The 26,391-nt window shown below is 60.4% G+C and carries 6 protein-coding genes; 2 read left to right on the top strand and 4 right to left on the bottom strand.

Annotation, left to right across the window (positions count from 1 at the left end):
* Window positions 1–52: 52 nt before the first annotated feature.
* Window positions 53–637, bottom strand: a complete 585-nt coding sequence (gene nfuA / locus DCO47_RS05025; protein ID WP_003225494.1) for a Fe-S biogenesis protein NfuA — start codon at window positions 635–637, stop codon at window positions 53–55.
* Between the two features lie 272 nt (window positions 638–909).
* Here nfuA and DCO47_RS05020 point away from each other — a divergent pair, with 272 nt between their 5' ends.
* Window positions 910–5,367 carry an SET domain-containing protein gene (locus tag DCO47_RS05020; protein WP_116657622.1) on the top strand — a complete coding sequence of 1,486 codons (4,458 nt, stop codon included), beginning with the start codon at window positions 910–912 and terminating at the stop codon, window positions 5,365–5,367.
* A 110-nt stretch (window positions 5,368–5,477) separates the two neighbouring features.
* On the opposite strand, the gene DCO47_RS05015 is transcribed toward DCO47_RS05020, so the two are convergent.
* Window positions 5,478–7,772, bottom strand: a complete 2,295-nt coding sequence (locus DCO47_RS05015) for a fatty acid cis/trans isomerase (RefSeq protein WP_116657621.1) — start codon at window positions 7,770–7,772, stop codon at window positions 5,478–5,480.
* 155 nt (window positions 7,773–7,927) lie between these two features.
* Here DCO47_RS05015 and metH point away from each other — a divergent pair, with 155 nt between their 5' ends.
* Window positions 7,928–11,638, top strand: coding sequence for a methionine synthase (metH, locus tag DCO47_RS05010; RefSeq protein WP_116657620.1), 3,711 nt, complete (start codon window positions 7,928–7,930; stop codon window positions 11,636–11,638).
* Between the two features lie 51 nt (window positions 11,639–11,689).
* On the opposite strand, the gene DCO47_RS05005 is transcribed toward metH, so the two are convergent.
* Both DCO47_RS05005 and DCO47_RS05000 read right to left on the bottom strand, forming a co-directional pair.
* Window positions 11,690–19,039, bottom strand: a complete 7,350-nt coding sequence (locus DCO47_RS05005; RefSeq protein WP_116657619.1) for an NEL-type E3 ubiquitin ligase domain-containing protein — start codon at window positions 19,037–19,039, stop codon at window positions 11,690–11,692.
* A 139-nt stretch (window positions 19,040–19,178) separates the two neighbouring features.
* Window positions 19,179–26,390, bottom strand: a complete 7,212-nt coding sequence (locus DCO47_RS05000) for an NEL-type E3 ubiquitin ligase domain-containing protein (protein ID WP_116657618.1) — start codon at window positions 26,388–26,390, stop codon at window positions 19,179–19,181.
* Window position 26,391 lies beyond the last annotated feature (1 nt).

The raw sequence follows: 26,391 nt of genomic DNA, 5'->3' as shown, positions 1-26,391 counted from the left end.
AGCGGGAGCAAGCTCCCTCGCCACAGTGCCGTTTCAGTACACAGCGAACGCCTTAGTAGTAGGCGTTTTCTTTCTGCGTATGGTCGGTCACGTCACGTACACCTTTGAGTTCCGGGATGCGCTCGAGCAAAGTGCGCTCGATGCCTTCCTTCAGGGTCACGTCAGCCTGGCCGCAGCCCTGGCAGCCGCCACCGAACTGCAACACGGCGATGCCGTCCTCGACCACATCGATCAGGCTGACCTGACCGCCGTGGCTGGCCAGCCCCGGGTTGATCTCGGTTTGCAGGTAATAGTTGATGCGCTCGTTGACCGGGCTGTCGGCGTTGACCATCGGTACTTTGGCGTTCGGCGCCTTGATGGTCAGCTGGCCGCCCATGCGGTCGGTCGCGTAATCGACGACCGCGTCGTCAAGAAACGCTTCGCTGAAGGAATCGATGTACGCGGTGAAGCTTTTCAGCCCCAGCGCCGTATCTTCAGGCTTCTCTTCGCCCGGCTTGCAGTAGGCAATGCAGGTTTCGGCGTACTGAGTGCCAGGCTGGGTGATGAAAACGCGGATGCCGATGCCCGGGGTGTTCTGCTTGGAGAGCAGATCGGCCAGATAATCATGGGCGGCGTCGGTAATGGTAATAGCGGTCATAAAAACTCCTCGCAGGCTTGGGCGCAGTTTACGCCAAATGACGCGGCTGACAAAGTCCTAGTATTTTTGTCGGAAAACGCCGGATTCGTCGTTCCGCCCAGCGCCTCGTGGCATCGTCAGGCCCGCTTGCGCGCGCGGGCGGCCACGTAAACAAATGGATACTGAAACAGGCACAAGGCATATATATGTATGCCTCGGGGATTTTTTCGGCCGATATATTCACCGCCTTCGTTTACTTGCAAGTTCCATTGCACTTATTTCAAAGGCGCTCAATGAATACATCGTTATCAGGGTTCTATAGCCGAACGCCGCCGCGCAGACTGCAGGATCTCAACCACCTGATCAGCTACCTGCACACCCTCGTTGGTGAGCATTTCAACAGTGACCCACGCGACCTTTACTATCACCCTCCTGCCAGTTCTGCGCTGGGGCGCGAATGCCGGGAAGCATTTCGGGTTTTGAACAAGCTGGAAAAGGATGAAGACTTTATCAGGCATATTTCAACGCCGGTCGGCGTCGATAAATCGCCTCTAGGCAATGACTTCCTATACGACCTCGTATCGTTCCACTTGAGCTCCGCCAAGACGCCAGCGCCCTCCCCCCCGGAAGTTTTCAGCATAGCCGGTCACTCAGTGATTCTCAGACAGGTCCCGGTCTACTGGTCTATCGACGTCGATGTCTTGCTGGATATTCACCGTAAAGTCGGCAACGGCGTCAAAAGTGACGGCTCGGTCCGGCTCGATCTGGTGCTTGCCTACTACTCGCTGCAACCGCAGCGGCCCGCGACCAGCGCCGACTGGCAGCGCCTTCTGCACAATCTGGTTGACCATCGCGCACTGTGGCTGCTTGGACATGACGGGCACGTCAGTGACATTGAGCACCTGTTGGGCGCTGCGGGCGATCAAGCGATCTTGCGCATTGTTCGCCAGATTGAAGTGCAAACATCCCGTTCGCTGTTGGCAAACCTGCTGCCGGAAAAACTCAATGACAAATTGGAGAAGTTGGCTAACACCACCCCCGTCGCTCTCCTGGAAACCGCTCTGGGTTCTGCAAAGAACCTGCAACTGGCTCAACGCATTGCCAACGAACTGGACTGGTACGGTGCAGGCGACAACCAGCAGTGCCCCCCTGGCGTGTTGAAAAAACTGTTGTGGCGAGCGCTCTGGTTAACGGTAAAACCCGACGCCAACAGTAATCATCGAAACGAGTTGCAGATCCTTATCGAAACCGGCAGCCGCTACGCTTGCATACGGCAATCGCTGGTCGAGCATTTCCAACGAACGCTTGGCGTCAATCAAACCACCGCCTTACTGGCAGTCGCGATTTTCAGAAGCAATATCGCCAGCGAAGCCTGGGTCGAGGACATTCCCGAGGAGCTTCCTTACGGCACTTCCAGCACCTGGGCCAATTTCAAAAGCGGCTTTATTCTGGCCGAAACCATTGCCCCCGGGTCATCCCGGCATATGACGTTCGAACAACTGCTCAACCTGCCAGCCGAGCATTATCAGGCGCATGCCGATGATGTTGAGCAGCAGCGGCTGGTAACGGCAGCCAAAGCGCGTTCTGCGCTGGATTGGGCAGTGGAAACGGGACTGCTGGGAATTCGTCATGCGCCGTACTCGCTGAGTGAAGTCGAGCTGGCAGTGCAGACACTCGAGCAGCACGAACGCGACATGGTCAGTGCAATGCAAAACCTCGCGTCCAGACCCCCGAGCCGCTTTCGTTACGACACCGACGCGGCATTCGACGAGGCCTTCCGCAACTGGCTGGATACTCCGCGAGCCGCCTACGCGACGCTCATCAGAACATTGCTGAGCCAGTACCTGCCGGCGTGCGGCACCGATATTGAGCGCGACGAAGTGGTCGTTTACTCGTTAAGGCTGCCATTGCATGACACCCAGGTGGAGCATGAGAACCGGACGAACACCGACGCCGTTCGTGCGCGCTCGGGGTTTATTTTGCGCACGCTCAACCCTGCCTACCCGACCGACCCACGTTACATTGAAGTTTTCCCGTTCGCAGGCGTTGTGCGCCTGCGCAAAGAGATGAAGTCGCTGCAAGTGGGCGGTGAGATTGTCGTCGAGAAGGTCGGGTCAAGCAGCCGGACCAGCCGAGGCGCCTTCAGAAAAGGCACTGAATTGCCCTTCGACTGGGAAGCCTACCGCGATGGCTCGAAACCCAGGGAAAACCAGCAAGCGGTATTGATCGTGGAACAGTTCGGCGAGACGTTCGAGGCTGTTGCAATCGAACAGCGAACCCCGGACGTTGCGGCGCGGACGCTGCCCTTTGCCGCGAACAACCTGACGTCGGTGCGAGCTGAAAAACTGGCCGCGATGATCGCCAGAGAACTGTTCTTCAAGGATGAGTCAGCGTTACTGGAACAGACCCGTAAAGCGACGCGCAGCATGGACATCGGTCGGGACTTTATCGAGGACATGACCTTCTGGGGAAAAATGTTCGTGCCGTTCTGGGGTTCCATCGACGACCTGACATCGGGTGATCCTCGACGCATCGAGTCTGGCGGCCTGGGCCTGTTTACCGATGTGGTGTCTTTCGGTTTGCCCGTCGGCAAGTACATTGCGGGCTGTACCCGTCTGTTGAGCGGCGCTGGCAGAATCGGTCTGCGCCTTGCGCTGCCAAGGCTCTCCACCCTGACACGAACGCTGCTTGTTTCTACGCTGCGGGAGCTCAATCCTCTGGAGAGCGTTATTGCCCTGCTCAGGCTGGGTCGCTTTGCTCTCGGCAAACTGAGTAGCGCGACCTTGCGACACGTGCGGATGGGCATCGCACACCTGCGCGACGGCACCATTGCTGCGCGCCATCTCAGTCCGGTCGATCCTGCGACCTGGGTGCCGCATCGAGCCGGCGACCAATTGTGCACCGTGGAAGGCATCGCCGATATTCCCATGCGCAATGTCGGCACCGCCGCAGCGCCCGACTTTCGCCTGATCGACCCTGTCTCCCATCAAGCGTTCGGCCCGCGCTACCGGCCGCCCGTCACAGTGATCAGCAACAGCAGCCCCCTGATACGTCGATACGCGGTAGAACCGCACTGGATTCAAGGGCTGAAAGCGGATTCGCGCGGCATATTCTTTCGTGCGGACTATAACCAGAAGTTCATCTGCAACGTCGACGAGCGCGGCACCATTGCCGTCTACCAGGTCAGGGACAACTCCTACGGTTTTATCGCAGAAACAGCGCAGACCGGGGAAAACAGCTTTTCTGTGGTGTTGGTCAACCCGAAAACCAACCGCGACCTGTCGATCAACCTGTCGTCGGTGAAACCCGGGCATTGGTACACAAAGGAAATCAGGGTGGCTGGTGGCGCGCCCGATCAGCCGAACGCGGTAACAGCCTTGCACCTGGAAAAGTGGTCGCAGTTCAGCGAAGTGATGCTGGACATCGCCATAAAAGCTTTTGCGAAGAAGCACGGTCTGGATCGGGCGGCGTTTCAGCAGTTCGTCCACACCCAGGGCCAGTTGAAACCCCTTGGCCAACAACTGCTGGACCAGGCCGGCACGGCTCGCACGGCCATTTCCTTCGACAATCTTGAGCAATGGCGGACGCTGTCGCAGGACAGTCGCAACCGCCTGACCCGCGAAGGATTCGCTGCCGAGCACAACCTGGACCCTCAGGATTTCCTCGCCCATGTCAACATGGATGGCAGCTTCAGGGCGCCGGGCACCGTGTTGGCAACCTATGCAAACCACCAGGCCTTCACCCCGCTGACCCCAGAGCATCTTCAGCAATGGCGGGCACGCTACGACGTGACACGGTCGGCCAGCACGATGAACGCGTTTGTCGCTGAGAACAATTTGAACCCCGTGCTCTGGGCAACCTTCGTCAACGACGCCGGGCAACTGAGAAGTGCCGTAGCGGAAACCTTGCAAAGGCTCGCAGCGACGGATTCGGAGGTCTTGCTCGCGCGTAAATCACTGCCCCCGGGCACCGCGAGAAAATCGGCTGTCAGGCATTCACCCGAACCCTCGACTGCGCACAGCGACGGGCCATCCTCGCCACCCACGGCTGGCCCTTCCAAGCGTGCTCGACTGGACGTTGCCGCCACCCTGCCACAGGACCTGACACCTTCGCTCGGGCACCAGATCAACAACAACGCGCCCATTCTGCAGGATCCGACGGATGTGCGAACAAGCCTGACGCGCAAGCTGGAAGGCGATACCGAACATATCGCGATCACTGAGGCCAACCGGCTCTTTGCGCACTTCCAGGGCGCCAGACTCAAGGAGATGACCCGGCGCATCACCGAGGACATCCACGAGTGGATCGCCGACGAAGGTCGGCACCATGCGAGGCTGACTCAACTTTTCGAGATCAGGAGGCCGACCGAAGGTCCCGAGCGGGGTTTATCGGTGTTCGCCAAGGTCGATATCGAACCTTATGAAGTGCTTGGCCCTTACATCGGCAAACTGCACCGCACCGGCAAATCCCTGCGCGCGGAGATACTTGAAAAATCCACAGAGAAAGTCAGTACCTATCTGTACGAAACGGCAACCAAGAACGCCACCCTGAGCGGGCACGGCAACAGCAACGTGCTGAGCCTGATCAACGCCATCAACGTACCCGGCCAGACCAATATCGGCGTGGAGAACGTCGGTTCGATCTGCGTCGGCAAGTACATGGTGTTCTTTGTCGCGTGGGAAAAAATCCCGGCGGGTGGCGAGTTGTTTCTCGATTACGGCGCCAGTTACTGGAAACATCTGAAACCTTGACCGCCCCGCCTTATCGGGTTTTCAGCCGCTTCGGTGGTGCACGAAAGAATACGTGCACCACCGACAGAAGACAGATGAACGCTGCTCACACAGCATCTGCCCACGGCCGATCAAAGATTTTCGTAGCGGTTCATGTCCAGTACACCCTCTTCCACCGGGTCGGTTTCGTGGATGTACTGGCTCAAATCGTGGAAATACTCCCAGAACTGCGGATGACTGCGGCGAATGCCCCAGCGCTCGACGATTTTCTCGAACCGGTTCGCGTCCCTGGCGTTTACCATCGCATCGACAAACGCCGGAACCTGAGCGGCCGGCACATTGAACATGAAGTTCGGGTAACTGGTGAGTACGCCGGGATAGATCGTCAGGGTGTCGAGCCCTGGCTGATAGCGCCGCGACTCACCGAGCAAAAACGCCACGTTGCTGTGCGCCCGGTTGCGCAGCAGGCTGTAGACCTCGCGCTTGCCGCTGGCCGTCTCAACACGCAGCATGGTCGCTTCGGGCAACTGATCGATGACTTTCAGCCCGGCTGCCGGGCGCGAGGCCAGACGGCTCAAGGCCTGCTCGGCGTTCTGCAACGCCGGATCGATATTTGGCCGTGAGCAATAAGCACCGTCGCAGCGGTTGATCGGATCCGGCCGCGCATTCAGATCGCCGTAGCGCGTCAGCAACTGCAAGGCGAAATCACGTTTCGGATCTTTTTCGTCGAGTTTCAGCGCAGTCGGTTTGTCGTCGTCGATCGCCTCATAATCGAGCCACATCTTGAACTGGCCGCCATCCTGGTACCAATCATTGAGGTAGTCCTCGCGAGAATCGGCGGGCATCAGGCGCAGAAAATTCTGTTCGGCACCGTTGCGGATCAGGTCGAAATACAGGCGGGTCTGCGCTTGATGGGAGACGTTGCCGAACACGTCGAAATTGACCGCGAGCTGGTAATAGGTGCGCTCCAGCAGCGGATAGTCGAACAGCCACATCGTCTGCGGCACCTCGCCGATCAAACCCTTGGTTACCGAGGCGCTGTCAAAGTGGCGGAAGATGCTCAACAGGGCGTTGTCGTTGCCGGCCCACAGCGTCGACCAGCTCGGCGCCGGCAGATCGGCGTAGCTGTCGCGGCGCAGGGCTTCGTATTCGTTGCGCTTGTCGCGGTAGTCGCGCCACAGGCTCAGCACGCTGCCGACGTCGTCGTTCTGCCCCGGCATCGCCAGCAGCGGCGTGGCCTGGCCACGGTAGTTCGGGTCAGTGATATAGAGGTCATGTTCCGGCGCCTGGAACAGCGCCCAGAAGTTGTCGCGGATCACATCGGTCGCGATCTGCCCGCGGCACACCGGCCCGCGAATGAAAGTACGGACGAAGTATTCGGCGTTATCGAGCATGAACTGATAGCGCGCCTGGGCTGGAATCGCTTCGAACGTGGCAAACGGATTGGCGCGGCTCTGTGGCCCGTAGCCCGGCAGCGCGTTGACCTGCCAGTTACCGTTGTAGAACAGGCTTTTGATCCGGGCCATTTTCGCCGCGCTCAGCGGGTAGGTGATGTGCGTCTTGTGCACGATCACCCCCTGCACAGGCCACAAGCGGTAATACACCCGCGTGCCCGGGTCGTCGTTGGGGCGGCGAGTGGCGATCAGGTCGATCGGCTGCCCACTCGGCGTGCGCGAACGCACCCACTGGAAATAATGCCCCGGCTCGCCATCCTTGAAATAGATGTGCGCCAGGTACCAGTGCTCGAACAGCCAGCGGCCGACCAGACTTTGCCGGGCACCGGGGGCGTTAAGCAGGTTTTCCCATTGGGCGATCTGCATCGCTTCTTTCGCGCTCGGCGCCAGGCTCTGCTCGTCGATCGGTGCGCCAGACGCCAGCCAGCGCTGCAAGGTCTGGTACTGCTGATCGGTCAGGCCAGTGACGGCCAGCGGCATGCCCTCTTTCGGGTGCGCCCCGGCATAAGCGTCAAATTCGCCAGGCATCGCGCAGAGATTGTTGCGGTTCAGCCCCAGGACGATGTCCTCGGGCAGCCTGGCGTTCGGCGTCAGCGGGGTCTTATGGCCGAGTTCGAGCATGCGCGCCATCAGCGCGGCCTGGCTGCCCTGGGCGTCGAGCACCGAATAGAAGTCTTTCTGCTGCCAGGCGCGCTTGCCGAAGGCGTCATAGAACAGTCGCGTTGTCGGTGCGGCCTGGGTGCGTTCGCCGTCGTACACCGGCATCTTGCTCGCGCCACGGGCGGCGCCTTCGCCACTGCCCAGATTGAGCTGGCACGCCGAGTCGTAACAGGCATGGCAGGCCACGCACTTCTCGGTGAAGATCGGTTGGATGTCCCTGCTGTAGGAAATCGAAGGCGGGATCGCGGGATCTTGCGCCGCGACGCTCCCGCTCAGGACCAGCAACAATAAACTGATGACGCGGTACGGCATGCTGCTGATCCCGATGGTAAAAAAAGGCTGCGATTCTACCCTTATGACGCTCGTACCAACATGAGCGATATTCATGCAAAACCCGCACGTGCTCTAAAAGCGCACAGGTTTGCTATGATCCCGCTCCTTCGTAATGGTCTTTTCGAGTAGTCCACATGTCCGATCGCAGCGTCCGCCTTCAAGCTCTCAAGCAAGCCCTCAAAGAGCGCATCCTGATTCTCGACGGCGGGATGGGCACGATGATCCAGAGCTACAAGCTCGAAGAGCAGGATTATCGCGGCAAGCGCTTCGCCGACTGGCCGAGTGACGTCAAGGGCAACAACGACTTGCTGGTGATCACTCGTCCGGACGTGATCGGCGGCATCGAAAAAGCCTATCTGGACGCCGGCGCCGACATTCTCGAAACCAACACCTTCAACGCCACGCGCATTTCCATGGCCGATTACGGCATGGAAGAGCTGGCATACGAGTTAAACGTAGAAGGCGCACGTCTGGCGCGCAAGATTGCCGACGCCAAGACCGCCGAAAATCCGGCCAGGCCGCGCTTCGTCGCCGGTGTGCTCGGCCCGACCAGCCGCACCTGCTCGCTGTCGCCCGACGTCAACAACCCCGGCTACCGCAACGTGACCTTCGACGAGCTGGTAGAAAACTACACCGAAGCCACCAAGGGCCTGATCGAGGGCGGCGCCGACCTGATCCTGATCGAGACGATCTTCGACACCCTCAACGCCAAAGCGGCGATCTTCGCCGTGCAAGGTGTGTTCGAAGAACTGCATATCGAACTGCCGATCATGATTTCCGGCACGATCACCGACGCCTCCGGCCGCACCCTGTCCGGCCAGACCACCGAAGCGTTCTGGAACTCGGTGGCCCACGCCAAACCGATTTCCGTGGGGCTGAACTGCGCCCTTGGTGCCAGCGAACTGCGCCCGTACCTGGAAGAGCTGTCGAACAAGGCCAGCACCCACGTTTCCGCGCACCCGAACGCCGGCCTGCCGAATGAATTCGGCGAGTACGACGAACTGCCATCGCAAACCGCCAAAGTCATCGAAGAGTTCGCCCAGAGCGGTTTCCTCAACATCGTCGGCGGCTGCTGCGGCACCACGCCGGGGCACATCGAAGCCATCGCGAACGCCGTGGCCGGTTATGCACCGCGACAGATTCCGGACATCCCCAAAGCCTGCCGCCTCTCTGGCCTGGAGCCGTTCACCATCGATCGCAGTTCGCTGTTCGTCAACGTCGGCGAGCGCACCAACATCACCGGTTCGGCAAAGTTCGCCCGGCTGATTCGTGAAGACAACTACACCGAAGCCCTCGAAGTCGCTCTGCAGCAGGTCGAGGCCGGCGCGCAGATCATCGACATCAACATGGACGAGGGCATGCTCGATTCGAAGAAGGCCATGGTCACCTTCCTCAATCTGATCGCCGGCGAACCGGACATCTCGCGTGTGCCGATCATGATCGACTCGTCGAAATGGGAAGTCATCGAAGCCGGCCTCAAGTGCATTCAGGGCAAGGGCATCGTCAACTCGATCAGCATGAAAGAAGGCGTCGAGCAGTTCATCCATCACGCCCGACTGTGCAAGCGCTACGGTGCTGCAGTGGTGGTGATGGCCTTCGACGAAGCCGGTCAGGCCGACACCGAAGCGCGCAAGAAAGAGATCTGCAAACGCTCCTACGACATTCTGGTCAATGAAGTCGGCTTCCCGCCGGAAGACATCATCTTCGACCCGAACATCTTCGCCGTCGCCACCGGCATCGAAGAGCACAACAATTACGCCGTCGACTTCATCAATGCCTGCGCCTACATCCGCGACGAGCTGCCGTATGCGCTGAGCTCCGGCGGCGTGTCCAACGTGTCGTTCTCGTTCCGTGGCAACAACCCGGTGCGTGAGGCGATTCACTCGGTGTTCCTGCTCTACGCGATCCGCGCCGGCCTGACCATGGGCATCGTCAACGCCGGTCAGCTGGAGATCTACGACCAGATCCCGGTGGAGCTGCGCGACGCCGTTGAAGATGTGATCCTCAACCGCACCCCGGACGGCACCGACGCTCTCCTCGCCATCGCCGACAAGTACAAGGGCGACGGCAGCGTCAAGGAAGCCGAGACCGAAGAGTGGCGCAACTGGGACGTCAACAAGCGTCTGGAACACGCGCTGGTCAAGGGCATCACCACGCACATCGTCGAAGACACCGAAGAGTCCCGACAGTCGTTTGCGCGGCCGATCGAAGTGATCGAAGGCCCGTTGATGTCCGGCATGAACATCGTCGGCGACCTGTTCGGCGCCGGCAAAATGTTCCTCCCGCAAGTGGTCAAATCCGCCCGCGTCATGAAGCAGGCCGTGGCCCACTTGATTCCGTTCATCGAACTGGAAAAAGGCGACAAACCGGAAGCCAAGGGCAAGATCCTCATGGCCACGGTGAAAGGCGATGTGCACGACATCGGCAAGAACATCGTTGGCGTGGTGCTCGGCTGCAACGGCTATGACATCGTCGACCTCGGCGTGATGGTCCCGGCCGAGAAGATCCTGCAGGTCGCCAAAGAACAGAAATGCGACATCATCGGCCTCTCCGGCCTGATCACCCCGTCGCTGGATGAAATGGTTCACGTTGCCCGCGAAATGCAGCGCCAGGACTTCCATCTGCCGCTGATGATCGGCGGCGCGACCACCTCCAAGGCGCACACGGCGGTGAAGATCGAGCCGAAGTACAGCAACGATGCCGTGGTCTATGTGACCGACGCCTCGCGCGCCGTGGGTGTGGCGACGCAGTTGCTGTCCAAGGAATTGAAAGCCGGTTTCGTCGAGAAAACCCGTCTGGAATACATCGACGTGCGCGAGCGCACGTCCAATCGCAGCGCCCGCACCGAACGCCTGAGCTATGCCGCCGCGATCGCCAAGAAGCCACAATTTGACTGGGCCAGCTATCAGCCAGTGCAACCGACCTTCACCGGCAGCAAGGTGCTCGACAATATCGATTTGAAGGTGCTGACCGAATACATCGACTGGACGCCGTTTTTCATCTCCTGGGACCTGGCCGGCAAATTCCCGCGCATCCTCGAGGACGAAGTGGTCGGTGAAGCCGCCACCGCGCTGTACAAGGACGCCCGGGAAATGCTCGCCAAGCTGATCGATGAAAAGCTGATCAGCGCCCGCGCGGTATTCGGTTTCTGGCCGGCCAATCAGGTCAACGAAGACGATATCGAACTGTACGACGATAACGGCAAGCCGTTGGCCAGGCTGCATCACCTGCGTCAGCAGATCATCAAGACCGACGGCAAACCGAACTTCTGCCTCGCCGACTTCGTTGCGCCAAAGGACAGCGAAGTCACCGATTACGTCGGCGGTTTCATCACCACCGCCGGCATCGGCGCCGAAGAAGTGGCCAAGGCCTATCAGGACGCTGGCGACGACTACAACTCGATCATGGTCAAGGCCCTCGCCGACCGCTTGGCCGAGGCCTGCGCGGAATGGCTGCACCAGCAGGTGCGCAAAGAGCACTGGGGTTATGCCAAGGACGAAACCCTCGATAACGATGCGCTGATCAAAGAGCAATACCGTGGCATCCGCCCCGCTCCCGGCTACCCGGCCTGCCCGGATCACACCGAGAAAGCCGCGCTGTTCACCCTGCTGGACCCGGAAGCGGCCGAAATGCGTGCCGGGCGCAGCGGCGTGTTCCTCACCGAGCACTACGCGATGTTCCCCGCTGCTGCAGTCAGTGGCTGGTACTTTGCCCATCCGCAGGCGCAGTACTTTGCCGTGGGCAAGATCGACAAGGACCAGGTGCAGAGCTATACCGCGCGCAAAGGCCAGGACCTGAGCGTGACCGAGCGCTGGCTTGCGCCGAATCTGGGTTACGACAGCTGAGATGCATGAGGCCCGACAGCACCTTGCTCCCGGGCCTCATCATTCATCCGCTCACGGGCGCCATGATGGGCCGGGCTGCGGTGAAGAAGGATCAGGTTGTGCCGTGCCTTCGCCCACCAGCGCCAGACTCTGCATTTGCGCGCGAGACAGTTCTTTCAACTTTTCAATGCGCGCTTCCGCCAGTTCGATCTCCAGTGCGGCCATCGCCTCCAGGTAGCGGTTACGAGTCGCCTCGCTATCGTCTTTGTCCGGGTAGAGGTCCTCGACCTCCTCCTGACGCCGGCTCGCGTTGCTTTCGAGTGTCTCGAATACCTCGGGGTTGCGCTCGCGCAAATAGCGGATCCAGTAATCGCGACCGATCAGATCCTCCAGAAACATGTCCGACGCTTCATCGGCGAGAACGGCTGCACGCGCATCAATCAACCGCTGCCCGCGAATCGGTGTGGCGTACAGCATGTGCTCTGGTTGAGCCGGCAATTCCAGGCCGTCCGGCCAGCCGCGAGTCATGCCGATGCGGTATTGCAGGCGGACTTCCGCGCGGTCCTTGTACCTGGCGGCAGCTTCGGCCAGTCGGTCAACCCTTTCCAGGCGGAACAGACGTCGACTCAGATCAAGCAAGGCCCTGCCACGCTGTTCTGGACGGTGCCGTGGAATATCGCGCAGGGCGATGTATTCATAGACGCGGGTTTCCAGCTCGCTGAACGACAGGATTCGCCCATCAGGGCAGGTGCCGTGGGTTTCGGCGTTGAGAAACAACAGGTCGCGCAGTTGGGCATTTTCCGTGGCCGCCTCGATGACTTGCCAGACCCGATGGGTCAGATCGGCACCTGACAAACTGAATTCGAGGGTATCGGGCAAGGTCGAGAGCAAATGAAAGAACGGCTCATGGTTGTCCTGATCAGCCAATTGCAGCCATAACGCCTGCCGCGCGGCTTGCGCATCTGCATGGGTGTACGTCATCCAGGCGGCCATCGCTGGCGCTGCCGTATCTCGCGCCGGATAGGCAATGAACTCCGCTGCCTGCACGACGGCGCGGGTATCAACGGGCCTGGCACCGCCACCCCCACTTGGGCCATCGCTGTCGGAATCCGAATCCGATCCCTGACCGGAGCCAGAATCCGAATCGCTATCGGTCTCCAATTCGCGTTCGGCAATTTCACCCTGCAGAAAATCCTGGGAATAACCCATGACATCACGGTCTGCGTTGGCCGCACTGTATTCGCGCAGTTGCTGCAGGCCATTGAGCGACAGCGAGTTTTCGGACAGGTCGGTGCCGTCCACCAGCGCTTCATGGTTGCCATCCAACAGCCGATCCGGAAAGACCATGATGTTGTTGCCCGACAGGTCCAGGCGTTGCAAATGCGCCAGATCGAGCACGCCATCAGGCCAGAATCCCAGCCCGTTCTGGCTGAGATCGAGGGTCTCCAGACGGGGGAAGTTGGTGGCGCTGAACTCCTCCAGCTGATTGTGGCTGAGGTCGAGCCAGCGCAACTGCGACCCACCCGCGTGCTGATACACGGTTTGTGCCACGGCCAGCCGATTACCGCTCAACTCCAGACGTTCCAGGCGGGTCAGACGACCGACAGCTTCGGGCAGCCGCTCCAGTGCATTGCCGTTGAGTTTCAGGGTGGTCAACTCAGGGAACGCCGGGCAAAAGAGGTTGAAGCTATCGACTGAAAACTTGACCCCGGTCAGATCCAGTGTCCGCACATGGGCAAACACATTTGACAGCGCGGGCAGATCGCTCATGACCCCCGCTGAAAGGCTCAGCGTTGGTCCGGCAGACTCGGAAAGCCCTGTCAGACCGTCCCGCCAGCAATTGCGGATCCTCGTCGCGTTGAAGAACCTTGTGGACGATGACACGCTTTCACCAGGTCCTGGCGCCGCGCCGAAAATCCAGCCGTTCAACTCACGCGTCAGCGTCTCGTCACTTGCTCGCCACTGGGTCAGCCTGTCCGCCATTTGCTCCGGGGACAGGCCTTCAACGCGCAATCGGGCAACGCTGGCTTGCGCTTGTTCAAGGGTCAGCGAGGGAAATATCTCCAGCACACGGGCATTCATGTCCGAACTGGCGCCAGTTGCAGCAACGGGCGCAAGCGCTAACAGCTGACCGGCGCGCTCCAGCGCACTTTCCGGCGGGGTCGCGCTTGGATTGGCCGGCAATGACGCCGTTTGCGCGTCGAACCGTTGCAAGGCGCCTTCCGGCAAACCAACGGACATTTCAATCCGGCGCTGCGCCGCCCGCATGTCCGCCTCGCCTTCAGTACTGAAGCGGTTGTTCTGCAGACGGGTCTTCAGCAGCACAGCGTCGTTGGCAAGCACCTGATCGGGGAGCGACCCAATGGTGTTATGTCGTAAATCCAATGTCCGCAAGTGCGGCAGGCTTTCCGCCCCGGTCGGCCATTGATTGAAGCCATTGGAGCTGAGGTTCAACGTCTTGAGCCCGGTCAGCCGAGAAACGTCCAGTGTGTCCAGGCGATTGAGCCGCGCATTGAGATGCTCCAGTTTGTTCAGGGCATTGAACTGGCTCTGCACCTCAGGGGTAACGCCGATAAGGTTGAGAGACACGTCCAGTTGCGTCAGGTGGCTTGCATCGGCGGGCCGGACCGGCAGTTCCGTCAATCCGCATGCGGTGACTTCCAGGCTGGTGGTGCCACTGAATGCCTGGAGAAAATCGCGAATCTGGTCGATCGGCACATTCAACCGGTCCAGCCGAACGCTCTGTACGTGAGCAAACGCACCGGCGGGCAATCGCGGCAGCTCACTGACCGACTCCTCGCCCTGTACCCATGCAGTGTCCACCAGTTCAAACACACCGGCATCGTCGAGATCGATACTGGCTGCCCAGTTCGTCCCATTGAAAGGACGAACGTCGTCGTTCAAGCGATAGCGCCGGCGGATGGCTGCACGCCAGTTCTTTTCCAGAGCACGTACCACCCGTGCATTGGGCTGCACTTGCCAGCGGGCGGCGGGAATTGCAGTGCGCAATCCATCGGATGCGCTGGCCTCGTAGAACTGGCGGAAAATCGCGGTGTGCTCCACACGCAGAATCTCCACAGCCTTGAGCCGGGTTTCCGGGGTGTTCCAGAGGGTCATGATGCGCTGAGGCAACGGGTTGAGGCGGCCGGCTTCGCCCGTGAGGAACTGCAGTTCTCCGGCGCAATAGCGGCGAACCATCAAGTCCAGATCAACCAGATGTCGCCACTGCCCCATGTAGTTTTTCACATAGTCGTAAGCGGGTTTGAACGCTTCATGGGAGAACATGGACCAGTCCAGCGACAAACCTGCCCAGAGTCTTTCGTGTCCGACATAGAGCGATTGGGGAATGGAAGCGATGGCGGTCTGCGTCAGGTCCAGTCGTTCCAGTTCAGGCAGTTGCTGCACATAGGCCGGCCATTGCGTCAGGCCCGACGCTTCGATCCGGAGTTTCTTCAGGCGTTTGAGGGGCGTCAGATCCAGGCCAGCGGCATGGCTCCCGCCGTCGAGGAAAGCAAGATGAAGCTCCTCAAGGGCGGTCAGCGTACTCAGTCTGCTCGACAGGTCGGAGGCCATCACCGTGGCTGCCGTCCTGAACTTGAGTTTCCTCAGTGCAGACATCCGGGTCACAGTTAGAGGCAAGGTTGTCAGTGCCTGCTCATGCGCCATGTAGGCGCCAAACAGACTGCCACGCTCCCCCAGCGACAGCTTTTGCACGTTGGCAAATCGCGCCAGAAAGGCGTCCGCATTGGCGTCGGTGATGCCATTGCCGCCAATCGAAAGTTTACGCACATGGGCGAAGTCTGCCGTCAGCTCTGGCAGCGGGTCATAAGTGAGTATCGAAAGTTCATCGGCACCTGAAACTCCGGTGGACAAGGCGTTGCGCCAGCAGGTTTTCAACGCTTGCGCGGCGCGAAACTTGTGATCCGTTGCAGAACGTTCCCAAGGCGCCGCCGTGGATGTGCCTGCCCATTCATCCAGCGTCCTGTTCAACTGCTGCCATTCTTCGCGGCGTGATTGCAACAGCTGGAAAATCGCGTTGTCGTCTTTACCCGTCCGGTACTGCTCGAGAATGAAACCGTTAGCCTGTTCGTAGGTAAGCTGCGGATAGACATCGCACACATGATCGGTCAGGTTCATTTGCAACCCGGCGCCGCGTCCGCTCGCGGGGTAACCGATCAACGTAGTGTTCACACGCACGGGCGGCTTGATCCATTTGACCTGAGGCGCGAGCAGCGCAGGCGCATCTGCCTGATGCCGATCGGCATGATCGATGATCTTTTGCTGTAACCGGGCCGACTGCCCCACCTCGGGCACACCGAGGCTGCGGCGCACTTCATCAGGCAAGGCATGCATGATCGATGAGTAAAAGTTGTCGCCGTTGCGCGGCAGGCTGTTGAGTGCAAGACCGAGTTCGTCGAACGCCTGAAACTGAGCGCCTTTCTTGATCAGGTATTTCTTCTCGCTGGCTGTTTCACTGCCGATGCTGTCCAGCAGCAGGCCGGCGTCATGGCCCTCGCGAACTTCAATGCGAACGCTGTCCGTCCAACCCGGCAGCTGCTCCAGCGTGTGCAATGCCAAGCGCCGGCTGTCCGCCGAAGCGACGTTTTCACTGCGCAGGCCGGCATAGGCCGCAACTTGTCGGCTTTGGCGGGCGTACCAGCGTGCCTCTTCCAGCAGGCGTAGCGGCACTCGATGGCCTGAGTCCAGTCGCTCGAGATCATCGGGGCGTCCATGGGCCAGCACCGTTTGTGCCGCGGGTTCGCTGAGTCCAGGGCAGGCCTTCTGCAAACGCGCAATCCGCGAATCGATGGAGTCGGTTCCCTTGTAGAGGCTGTCGTAGATTGCCGGCTGACGAGTGTCGGCGTAGTCGGCGATCTGCTTGCCGAACTCTGCCGGCCGCGCATCGCGCACGCGTGCGCCTTGCTCGCCCAGGAGCCGGGTGACTTCCGACTCGTCCAGCGCCGCGAGGATATGTGCTGGCAGGCCACCGCTGAGAATATCGGCCCGCGATATCTGAATCGGTGCCTTGACGCCGACGTCGCGAAAGCGCCGTGCGAAACCGTACCTGACCGACTTGCCGGACAGTTGCTCGCCGTCGAATACTTCCAGCACCCGGTTCGCCGGCCAGCGCGGCATTTCGGTGATCAGCGGCAACGCATAGAGATACAGTTCGTCGATCGGTTTTGTCCCGCGCAACTGTTCGACTACCAGTGCCGCGTTGCTATCCGCCTGCATCACGCGCATGGCCTGGGTCAGTTCCGGTGGAGGCAGCGCAGAATCGACGTGCATCTTGCGCAGAGCGGCGTCGCTGACACCGCTGATATCGGCAGCCTTGATCAACTGCGCGTCGGTGAAGGCTTCGGTTTCGTGGCCGATGCGCCGCAGCAGGGTCAGACGATCCCAGTCCCGCGGCCTCTCCAGCGTATGCCGCCAGGCACCGCGTCCGTTGCTCTCGAGCACTGGCTGCCAGGCGCGGGCATCGGTCGGGTGCTTGATGCGCCATTTGCTGATCGACTCATCGTAAAACTGCTCGTAGACCTTACCGCCCTGGCGGATGAAGGTCTGACCTTCCAGCACATGCTGGCCGGCAGGATTCGGGCCGGGGCTGTCTGGCAGCGTGACAGCGGACTCGTAGGCTCTCAGGTCGGCTCTCCACAGACGAGCTTCGCCGTCGGGCAGTGTTACAGGCTGCAGCCGCTCGATGACCGGCACGGCTCTGGCACTGGAGATTTTCTGCACCCCGGCCCCCACCCCCGCCATCAACGCAATCTGCGCCAGATTCTCCGCGACATCGATCAGGTGATCCTTCGCCGCCCGACGATCGCCCTCACTCCATTCAATCGCGCCTTCCAGGGTTTCATTCAGCAATTGCCCGGCCATCACCACCATCATGACCTCGCCCAGCACCGGCACGAACATCGAGACCAGGTTCAGGCCGAGCATGCCGATCTGCAGCAGATGAGCGAGCTTGGCGTCCCGGGCCTTCGCATCGACATCCGCCGATGGCACGGCATGGCTGCGTGCGTCGGCCAATACCTTGGCGCGGCTCTGGGTGTAAAGGTATTGCCAGAGATCCTCATTGGGCGCCCAAATCCCCCGTCCGCTGCGACCGAACATCGATGGCGCAATGTAGGGATCAGGCACAGGATCCCACCTGATCTCACGCTCGGGTGGCAGTTCACGGATCCGGGTGAACACCGAACCGCCCGCCAGCACCTGCGCCACAGCCAGCCATGGCGAGCGCCATATTGCCCAGGCATCGCTCGGGGAACCGGCCGCCTTTTGTCTGAACTGGCTGAAATAATAGGCACGCTGGTCATACGGCAGAAACTCGCTGAGAAAGCGCTGGTACGCGGTCGGTTCTGCGCCGGGCTCTTGGACGGGATCGCGGGCGGTGAGCAAGCGCTTGAACTCATCGCGCATCTGCTGGACGGTGTAGCGCTTGAGCGGGTGCTCCGGATCGTGAGGGATGTAAAGAATCAGCTCGTCGCCGTAGCGGTACTTCTGGCAAATGACAAACACCACGCACCCGGTGAGCCTTTTTTTCATCACGCCCAGGTCACTGAACCAGACCTGTTTATCGCCCATCCACGGGTGCATGTTGCCGTTGATCACCGACACAATCATTGCGTGATCCGCCGGCTCAATGTCTTTTTGCAACAGCGCCTGATCGGCTGCGGCGCGCATCGTCGCCTTTTGGCTGGCAATGAAGCGCTCGCTGAGCACCGCCTCTGCCACCGCATCGGCCGGGTGGAAGAATGTCGTCAAATAGCTCTGATACTGCTTGCCGACATCCAGCTCTCGGCAAAGCGTCAGGAACTGCGTCACCGTCAGGCCGATGCTCACGTGCTCGAATGTATCTGGGGTGGAGGTGGCTACCACGAAACCCGATGTCGGGTGATAAGCGCCCTGCTTGCATTCGTCAGCTTCGAAGTTGTGCAGCGCGGCTTCCAGCATCGACAGCTTGAGGACCTCGAAGGACGCCAGCTCGATCTTTTCAATGCCCAGTTCGACGGGACGCCGCAGGCACAGGAACGTCTTGTCGACATCGGTTTGTAATTGATGCCGATCCTTGAGCGCTTTGAGCAGCAATGGCCTGGCAAATGTCTCGACGTCCTGAAGGGTCGCCATGGTTCTATCTAGATCGTTCTGGGCGACAACACTGGCCTTCATGCTGTCGGCCAGCGTCTTGCGTTGTTCCGGCGTCGCGTCGAGGTACCACGCTGGCAGCGCAGTCGGAAGGTTTTTGAGCGCTTCGCGCCGTTGCGACGAAGCACTGGACAGCCACGGCGGGATGGACTTTTCGAGAAAATCCCGGTGCAGGCTTTGCGTTGTATTGAGCTTTGTCGGCTGGCTGCCAGCGACAACTCGTGCGAGCGGCGCAGCGTGCGGCGTCTCTGGGCTGGATGGGATAGTGACCATGATCACTCCTGGTTTGATGGAGCGATCAGCAGAACATGTCCCGTCAGCGGATCTGCGGTATCCGGGTATTGCCGGTGCGGCCGTGAGTAACCTGATGTATATCACTCACGGCGCAATCTTCAACGCCAGGCCGCGCCCGTCAAGGGCGGCTCGAAGGTCCCGGTGTCGGCGTGACTCGATCACCCTCTTCGGCCTCATCGGCAAAGCTCTGCAGATCGACGATCTCCCGACGTGTCAGCTCGAGACGTTTCTGGGTGAGCAGCCGTTCCATGGCCTTGCCCAGATCGACCAGTTCCCGATCGTACTCTCGCGCATCGATTTCACCCCGGGAGAGCCGATCATCCAACGCACTCCAGCGTTCCTGGCGTTGCTGATCAACTGCGGAGTCAATCGCCTGCATCTCCAGCGGGAGGCGTTCCTCCAGATAGGTGATCCAGTAATCGCGGGCGATCATGCTCAGTGGCAGTGCATCGGTCCGCTCCGCCTCGAGGATCGAGGCCCGGGTCTGAGTCAGCAGTTCACCGCTGAGGGGTTCGTCATAGAGCATGTAGGCCGGCTGCCCGGGCAGATCCACCCCATCGCCCCAGCCACCGGTCAGACCGATACGATATTTCAGGCGCACCTCGGCACGATCCCTGCCCCGCCCTGCGGCGTCAGCCAGCGTCTCGATCCTGTCCAGACGAAACAATTGCCGGGACAGACGCAATAACGCCCGGCCCTTTAGCGCCATCCGATGCACCGGGATGTCGTGCAGTGCCCGATACACCGACACCCGCACTTCCATGTCGCTGAATGTCAGAATCCGCCCGTCCGGGCACGTGCCATGGCTTTCAGCGCCGAGAAACAGCAACTGGCGCAGTTCGCTGCTCTCGGTGGCTGCTTGCATGACATCCCACATTCTGCGCGTCAGGTCGGCCGGTACCAGCCGGAAGTCCTCCGTGTCGCGCAACAAACGCAGCAACTGAAAAAAACGCTGGTGATCGGGCTCTTGCGCCAGTTGCTCCCAGATGTCCGCCCTGCGAGCCGCGAGCGTCACGTCGCTGCGCTGGAGCCACGGATCTCTTGATCTCGGGGCCACATCGTTGAGCGGATCCAGGACCTCTTCGATAGGGAGGACAGCGGCCTCAGGATCGTCCAGGTCCACATTGCCGACGTCGTCTTCGGGAATGCCGACCGGTTCTGCGCCACCGAACAGATCGCCGAAAAGGTGTGTGTCGATCATCGTTTCAATGTTTCGGCGTGACATTCCCAGCACGTGCGACGCCGACTGCTCACGCGCATAGCGGCGCATGTCCTGCAAAGCAGAAAGGGACAAGCGTCGATTTTCGGAGAGATCAGTCCCCCGGATCAGACGCTCGTGCTCGCCGCTGAACAATTCCCCGGGAATGCGTGTGAGCTCATTGCCGCTCAGGTTCAAGCTATGCAACTGCGGCGCGTCGAATACACGGCCAGGCCATGCAGTCAGGTGGTTGTAACGCAAGTCCAGGGTCTGGACAGCGCCAAAGTCGGGCGGGTTGAAGACACGAAGTTCGTTGTAGCCGACATCCAGCCTGCGAAGAGGCGCACGGGCCAGCAACGGGTAAAGGTCCGTCGCGTCCGCGAGATCGCAATACTGCATCTCCAGATGTTGCAGATGCTGCATTCGCAGTACCGGCGCAGGCACCGACCCCAAGGGATTGCCACTGATGTACAAGGTTTCGACATGGGGAAAAGCCGCGAGAAACCCGTCCGAGCCCCGCGTGGTCATGCCCACGCGGCTCAGATCCAGCGTTCTGACTGCAGGAATCGGCACTGCCAGTTCCGGCAAATCACCGGTTTGCAGGCCTTGGAAATCCAGATCCAGCCGGGCCCTGTCGACAGGCTCTGTGAGCCCGTCCAGCCAGGCTTCGAAGAGGCGCCTCGCCGCGACCGATCGGTCTCGCGCATTGGTCCTGTAGGTGTCCGTGCGCACTTCGCGGGTGTACAGCCAATCATTCGCCCGACGGACCAATGCCTCGCCAAGGTGCTGCCATTCGGTGATCCGTGCTTCGACCTGCGCATCGCTCGCCCCCGACGCCCGCAGATTCTGCAAGTGAAGCCGCGCTTGCTCGACCGGCATGAGGCGAGTCAGTCGTTGCAACTGCGTCGACGGCCCCGTTTGCCCTTGAAGCACCGTCGCAGCTTCCGGAAGCGAGAGCATCAGCTCGATAAACGACCAGCCTGTTTCCGCAGGAGGGAAAGCCTCCGGTACCGGTTCTGCGCCGAATCGCGCCAGTGTGCCCTGCCCCAGCCACCGTTCCTGCTCGATACGCCGCAGCGCCGCGTGCAGGCTTGCTTCACCCTCAGGACTGAATACGTTACCGGTCAGGTTGGCTCTCATCAGCGCGTCGGGATGGGTCAACACCGACGGGGGCAGTGACGAGACCCGGTTGTCTCGCAGGTCGAGCCAGGTCAACCGAGGCAGGTTTTCGGCACCGGCGGGCCAGGTTCGCAACTGCGTCGATCTCAGGCTCAGGGCACGCAATCGGCTCAACAGGCTGACATCGATGTTGCCCAGCGGGTTGTTACTCAAATTCAACCTTCTGAGACGCTGCAATCCGTCGATCTGCCGCTGCACGACAGGCGTAACCTCGATCCTGTTGCCCGCTGCATCCAGATGCATCAGCGCTGACAGCTCATCCGGCGCAAAGGGCAGCTCGGTGAAGGTATTACCGCTGAATTCAAGTGATTCGACATGACTGAACGCGCGGAGAAAGTGCCGAGCCTGTTCGATGGGGACGTCCAGCCTTCCCAGGCGCACCGTACGCACGTGGGAGAAACTGCCTGCCGGCAGTGGCGGCAACTCGGTGATCAAGTCTGTAGCCGGCGATATGGCGTGGCCTGATCGGGTCACCGGCAATTCAAATGTCGCCACGTTGGCGGTCAGGCCGTACCGTTGGCGAACCGTGCCATACCAGTTGGTTTTGAGCGCACTGACGACGTCGGCGTTAGGCCCCGTGGACCACTGGCGCCGGAGGGTCGCATAACGTGTTCCATGCCGCAGGGAGGGTGTGTAGAACGCCGCGAAAATGGCTTCATGCTCCGCCCGAAGCTGTTCGATGGCGGTAACTCTGGCCTGCGGTGTCCCCCAGGCCGCGTTGAACGCTGCGGATAACGGGTCAGTGAAATTCGGCATTGGCGCCATCGTGTCGAGTTCGGCGCGGCAGAACTCGCCGACCATCTGATGCAGATCGAGCAGGTGGCCCAGTGGGCCGGAATATTGGCTGACGTATTCGTAAGCGCGCCGGAAGGTCGCCGGGGTCACCCTCGACCAGTCGAGCGCCAGCCCGGCCCAAAGCTGCTCTTGATCGTGATACAGCGATTCGGGCAGCGTCTCTATCAACGTATGCGTCAGATCCAGACGCTCAAGATGCGCAAGGCGCTCAACGTACGCGGGCCATCGCCACAAGGCACGGGGCGCGTCAATGCGCAGGCTGCGCAGGCGGGTCAATGGCGTCAGGTCAAGTTCATGCAGAGTGGTTGAATCGACTCCTGAGTAATCGATGCGCAGCGCTTCCAGCCTGGCAAGCGAGCTGAGCCGTTGAGAAAAGCTTGGCGCCAGTAACGCCGCATCGGTGGAAAAACGCAGACGGGTCAGTCCGGGCATTCGGCCGACCGCCTCCGGCAGGGTCGTCAGCGCGCCGGTCCCAGACATGGGGCCAACGGCAGGTTGCCCCAGTTCGCCGATCGACAAATCCGTGACATTCGGGAAGGCCGACAGAAAACTGTCCGCATTGGCATCCGTTATGCCCAGTCCCGTCAGGGACAGTTCATTGATATGGGCAAAGTGTGTGGAGAGCGCAGGCAACGGCGTATCGCACACCAGCGAGAGACGCCCGGCTTCGACTTCTTGCCCGGCCAGCGGGCCATTGCGCCAGGCATTCCTGAGTGCCTGAGCAACTTGCGCCCGGTGCAGCGCGGCCTGGCTCCCGGTCGGGCCAGCCTGCCATTGCTCCAGGGTGGTATCGAGTCTTTCCCAGTCTTCCCGCCGGGACTCCAGTTCGCTGAAGATCTGCGCATTACTTCTGCCGCGTTGCTGGGTGAGGAACGCCTCGGCCTGCCGCGCCTGCGGATAGAGATGCGCCACCCGTGACTCCAGGGATGGCGAAAGGTTTGGTCCACGGCCACTGGCGTAATAGCCCTTGAGCCTCGCGCTCACCCGCACCGGTGGTTTGAACGCTTTGGCTTGCGGCGCCAGAACGTGCGCAGCTTGGCGTCGATGCGCATGGGCCGAGCCGATGATTTTATGTTGCAGTTCGCTGCCAGGGCTTCCTTCCGGCAAGTCAATGGCCAAGCGTATGTCATCGGGCAGCGCGTGCAGGAGCGAATGATAGAAGCTGTCCTCTGCATTCGATAACCTGTTGAGCGCTTCTGCGTGATCACCGAAGGCCTGATAAGCAGGCCCGTTCTTCACCAGATAGCGTTTCACCGGTGCCGCAGGCCCACCGATGCTGTCGAGCAGCGCGCCGGTTGTGCTGCCCTCGCGAATTTCCAGGCGTAATGTCTGCGGCCATCCTGGCAACTGTTCCAGCGCAAACAGTGCCAGCCTTCGGCTGTCTGCCGAAGCCAGGTTCTCGCTGTGCAAACCGGCGAATGCGCGAACCTGGCGTCCCTGGCGAGCATGCCAGCGAGCCTCTTCGAGCATTTTCAACGGGGAGCGTCCGGCAGCGTCCATTCGAGCCAGTTCCGCCGCCGTTGCATGATCGAGCACATCCTCTGCGGCCGCATCGCTGAGTCCGGGACATTCACGCTGCAGCATGCGCCCACGTATGCCCAGCGGTTCGCTGCCTCGGTAAAGGCTGTCGAAAATGGCCGACTGTCGTGTATGGGCATAATCGGCGAGCCTGCGACTGAATGCGTCTGGCCTCGCTGGACGAAACTGCGCGTCGGCCGGGCCCAGGAGCTGGCGTACTTCTTTTTCCTGCAGCGCTGCCAGAATTCGTGCAGGCATTTCTCCGTTCAGTACCTGCGCACGGCTGATACGGATGACCGGTTTGCGATCAAACCCGGGCAGTGACGTCTGCGCACCGTACCGAATCGACGATCCTTCGCCCTCGGCACCGAGGAAAAACTCCAGTATCCGATCGGCCGGCCACTGCGGCATTTCGGTGACCAGAGGCAGTGCGTACAGATACCCCTCATCAATGGGCCTCGCTCCGCGCAGTTGCTCGATCGTTTGCCTGGCTCCCCTATCGGCGCGAAACAGGCGCATCGCGTCGTGCAATTCAGGAGGTGGCGGTAGATGATCCATGTGCATTTTGCGCAAGGCGTTGTCACTGACGGCGCTGATATCGGCGAGCATCAACAGGGATTCATCGCTGAAGTCGTCGGTGATATGCCCCATGCGCCGCAGCAGGGTCAGTCGCTCCCAGTCCATCGGCTGCTCCAGCGCCAGCCGCCAGGCGCCCTGACCGTTATGACTCAGGACTGGCTGATAAGCGTCGGCATCGCTGGGATGTTTGAGACGCCATTGAGCGGTTGACTCATCGAGTGTCTGTTCGTAGAACCTGCCGCCATGGCGGAAACAGATTTTGCCGTCGATCCGGTACTGCCCCTGTGCATTCGGCCGCACTGATCCACTCAACGTGAGGTGCTGTTCATAGCCACTGAAGCCGGGCTTCCACAGACGGGTTTCGCCAGTGGGCAGAGTCACGGGATGCAGTTGCTCGATCAGCGGCTCCGCCTTTACCGCCGTCAGCCGTTTGAAACCCGCGCCGACTGCCGCCATGACTGCAATCTGCGCGAGGTTCTCCGCTACATCCACGAAGTGCGCCTTGGCGGCGTGCCTGTCACCCTCGCTCCATTCGACCACGCCCTCGATGGTTTCGAACAACAACTGGCCGGCCATCACCACCAGCATGATCTCGCCCAGCACCGGCACAAACATCGACGCCACATTCAGCGCCAGCAGGCCGAATTGCAGCAGGCCTGACAGTTTGGCGTTTCGTGCACTGGCGTCCACGTCGGCGGTTGGAACCGCGTGGCAGCGGGCATCAGCGAAGACCTTCTCGCGGTGCTTTTCATAGAGGTAAGTCCACAGGTCAGAATTGGCTGCCCAGGGAAAAGCCTGCACGTGGGGCATCAACGCGGCGGCAATGTAGGGATCGGGCTCCGGCACTCTCTTCGCGTATTTGGGCGAGGTTTTCCATATCTCGATTGCGGTCAGTGTGGCTTCCAGTATTTTGCGCCAGGGCGACGTCAGCCAGTCGGACGCAGAGTCGGCAACCTTCACGAACTGGCTGAAGTAGTAAGGACGTTTTTCGTAGGGCAAGAACTGGCTCAGAAACCGCTGGTAAGGCGTCGGTTCGATGTCTGCCGACTGCCCTGGAACACGAGCGGTCAGCAGCCGCTTGAAGGTGCTCTGCATTTGCGTGCCGGTATAGCGCTTCAGCGGATGTACCGGATCATTCGGCACATAAAGAATCACTGCCTCGGTGGGGCGATTCCTTTCGGCGATCTTGAACGCAACACACCCCACCAACCTGTGCCTCATCAGGCTCAGGTCCTGAAACCAGACCTGATTGCGACCGATTCTGGGATGTCGCTCGCCTCTGATGACCGAAATGATCATCGCGTGGTCTTCCGGCAGAATGTCCCTGGTCAACAAAGCCCGATCAGCCGCCGCACGCATGGCTGTTTTCTGGCTGGCAATGAACCGCCGGCGCAACCTCGCCTCGGCCTTGGGGTTTTCGGGATGGAAAAAAGAATCGAGATAGGCCTGATACTTCGCACCGATATCCAGTTCACGGCACAGGCCGAGAAAGTTTCTGACCGACACATTTACTGGCACAGCCGTGTAGACCTCCGTGGCAGGGTTCTGGATTGCGAACCCGGAGCTGCGGTGAAACGCCCCGTACCGACATTCGTCACTTTCGAAGTTGTGCAGCGCCGCCTGCAGCAAAGGGAGCGTCAAGGATTCGTAAGTTCCGATTTCCTCGCCGAGGAGACCGGCGCGTATGGGGCGCCGGAGGCATAACAGGGTTTTGTCGACATCAACCTCGACCTGAAAACGGCTTTTCAGCGCCTGCATCAGGATGGGCCGGGCGAACGCATCAATGTCCTTGAACGCTGCCATGGTCTGGTCCAATCGCGTCTGCGTGCTGAAACTGTGGCCGTAGCTTTCATGCAAAACACGACGGTGTGCCGGTTCCATGGTGCTGTACCAGTTCGGCAGGACGGTCCTGGCCTGTTTGAACTCGGCCTTTCTCAGAGCAGAAGCATCGATCAGCCATGGCGGCACCGCAGCCTCCAGAAAAGGCCCGTGCAGGCTCTCGGTAGCAGGCGGTGGTGCGGGCTTGTCCGTGGCTTGAGGAATAAGAAAATCGGGAAACATA

The sequence above is a fragment of the Pseudomonas sp. NDM genome, from assembly GCF_003105095.1.
Classification (GTDB): Bacteria; Pseudomonadota; Gammaproteobacteria; order Pseudomonadales; family Pseudomonadaceae; genus Aquipseudomonas; species Aquipseudomonas moraviensis_A.
This window is presented reverse-complemented; position numbering and strand designations above follow the sequence as displayed.

Bases quoted from the DNA above. Each gene is read 5' to 3' on its own strand.
- nfuA (WP_003225494.1), bottom strand. From the start codon at position 637: ATGACCGCTATTACCATTACCGACGCCGCCCATGATTATCTGGCCGAT.
- DCO47_RS05020 (WP_116657622.1), top strand. From the start codon at position 910: ATGAATACATCGTTATCAGGGTTCTATAGCCGAACGCCGCCGCGCAGA.
- DCO47_RS05015 (WP_116657621.1), bottom strand. From the start codon at position 7,772: ATGCCGTACCGCGTCATCAGTTTATTGTTGCTGGTCCTGAGCGGGAGC.
- metH (WP_116657620.1), top strand. From the start codon at position 7,928: ATGTCCGATCGCAGCGTCCGCCTTCAAGCTCTCAAGCAAGCCCTCAAA.
- DCO47_RS05005 (WP_116657619.1), bottom strand. From the start codon at position 19,039: ATGGTCACTATCCCATCCAGCCCAGAGACGCCGCACGCTGCGCCGCTC.
- DCO47_RS05000 (WP_116657618.1), bottom strand. From the start codon at position 26,390: ATGTTTCCCGATTTTCTTATTCCTCAAGCCACGGACAAGCCCGCACCA.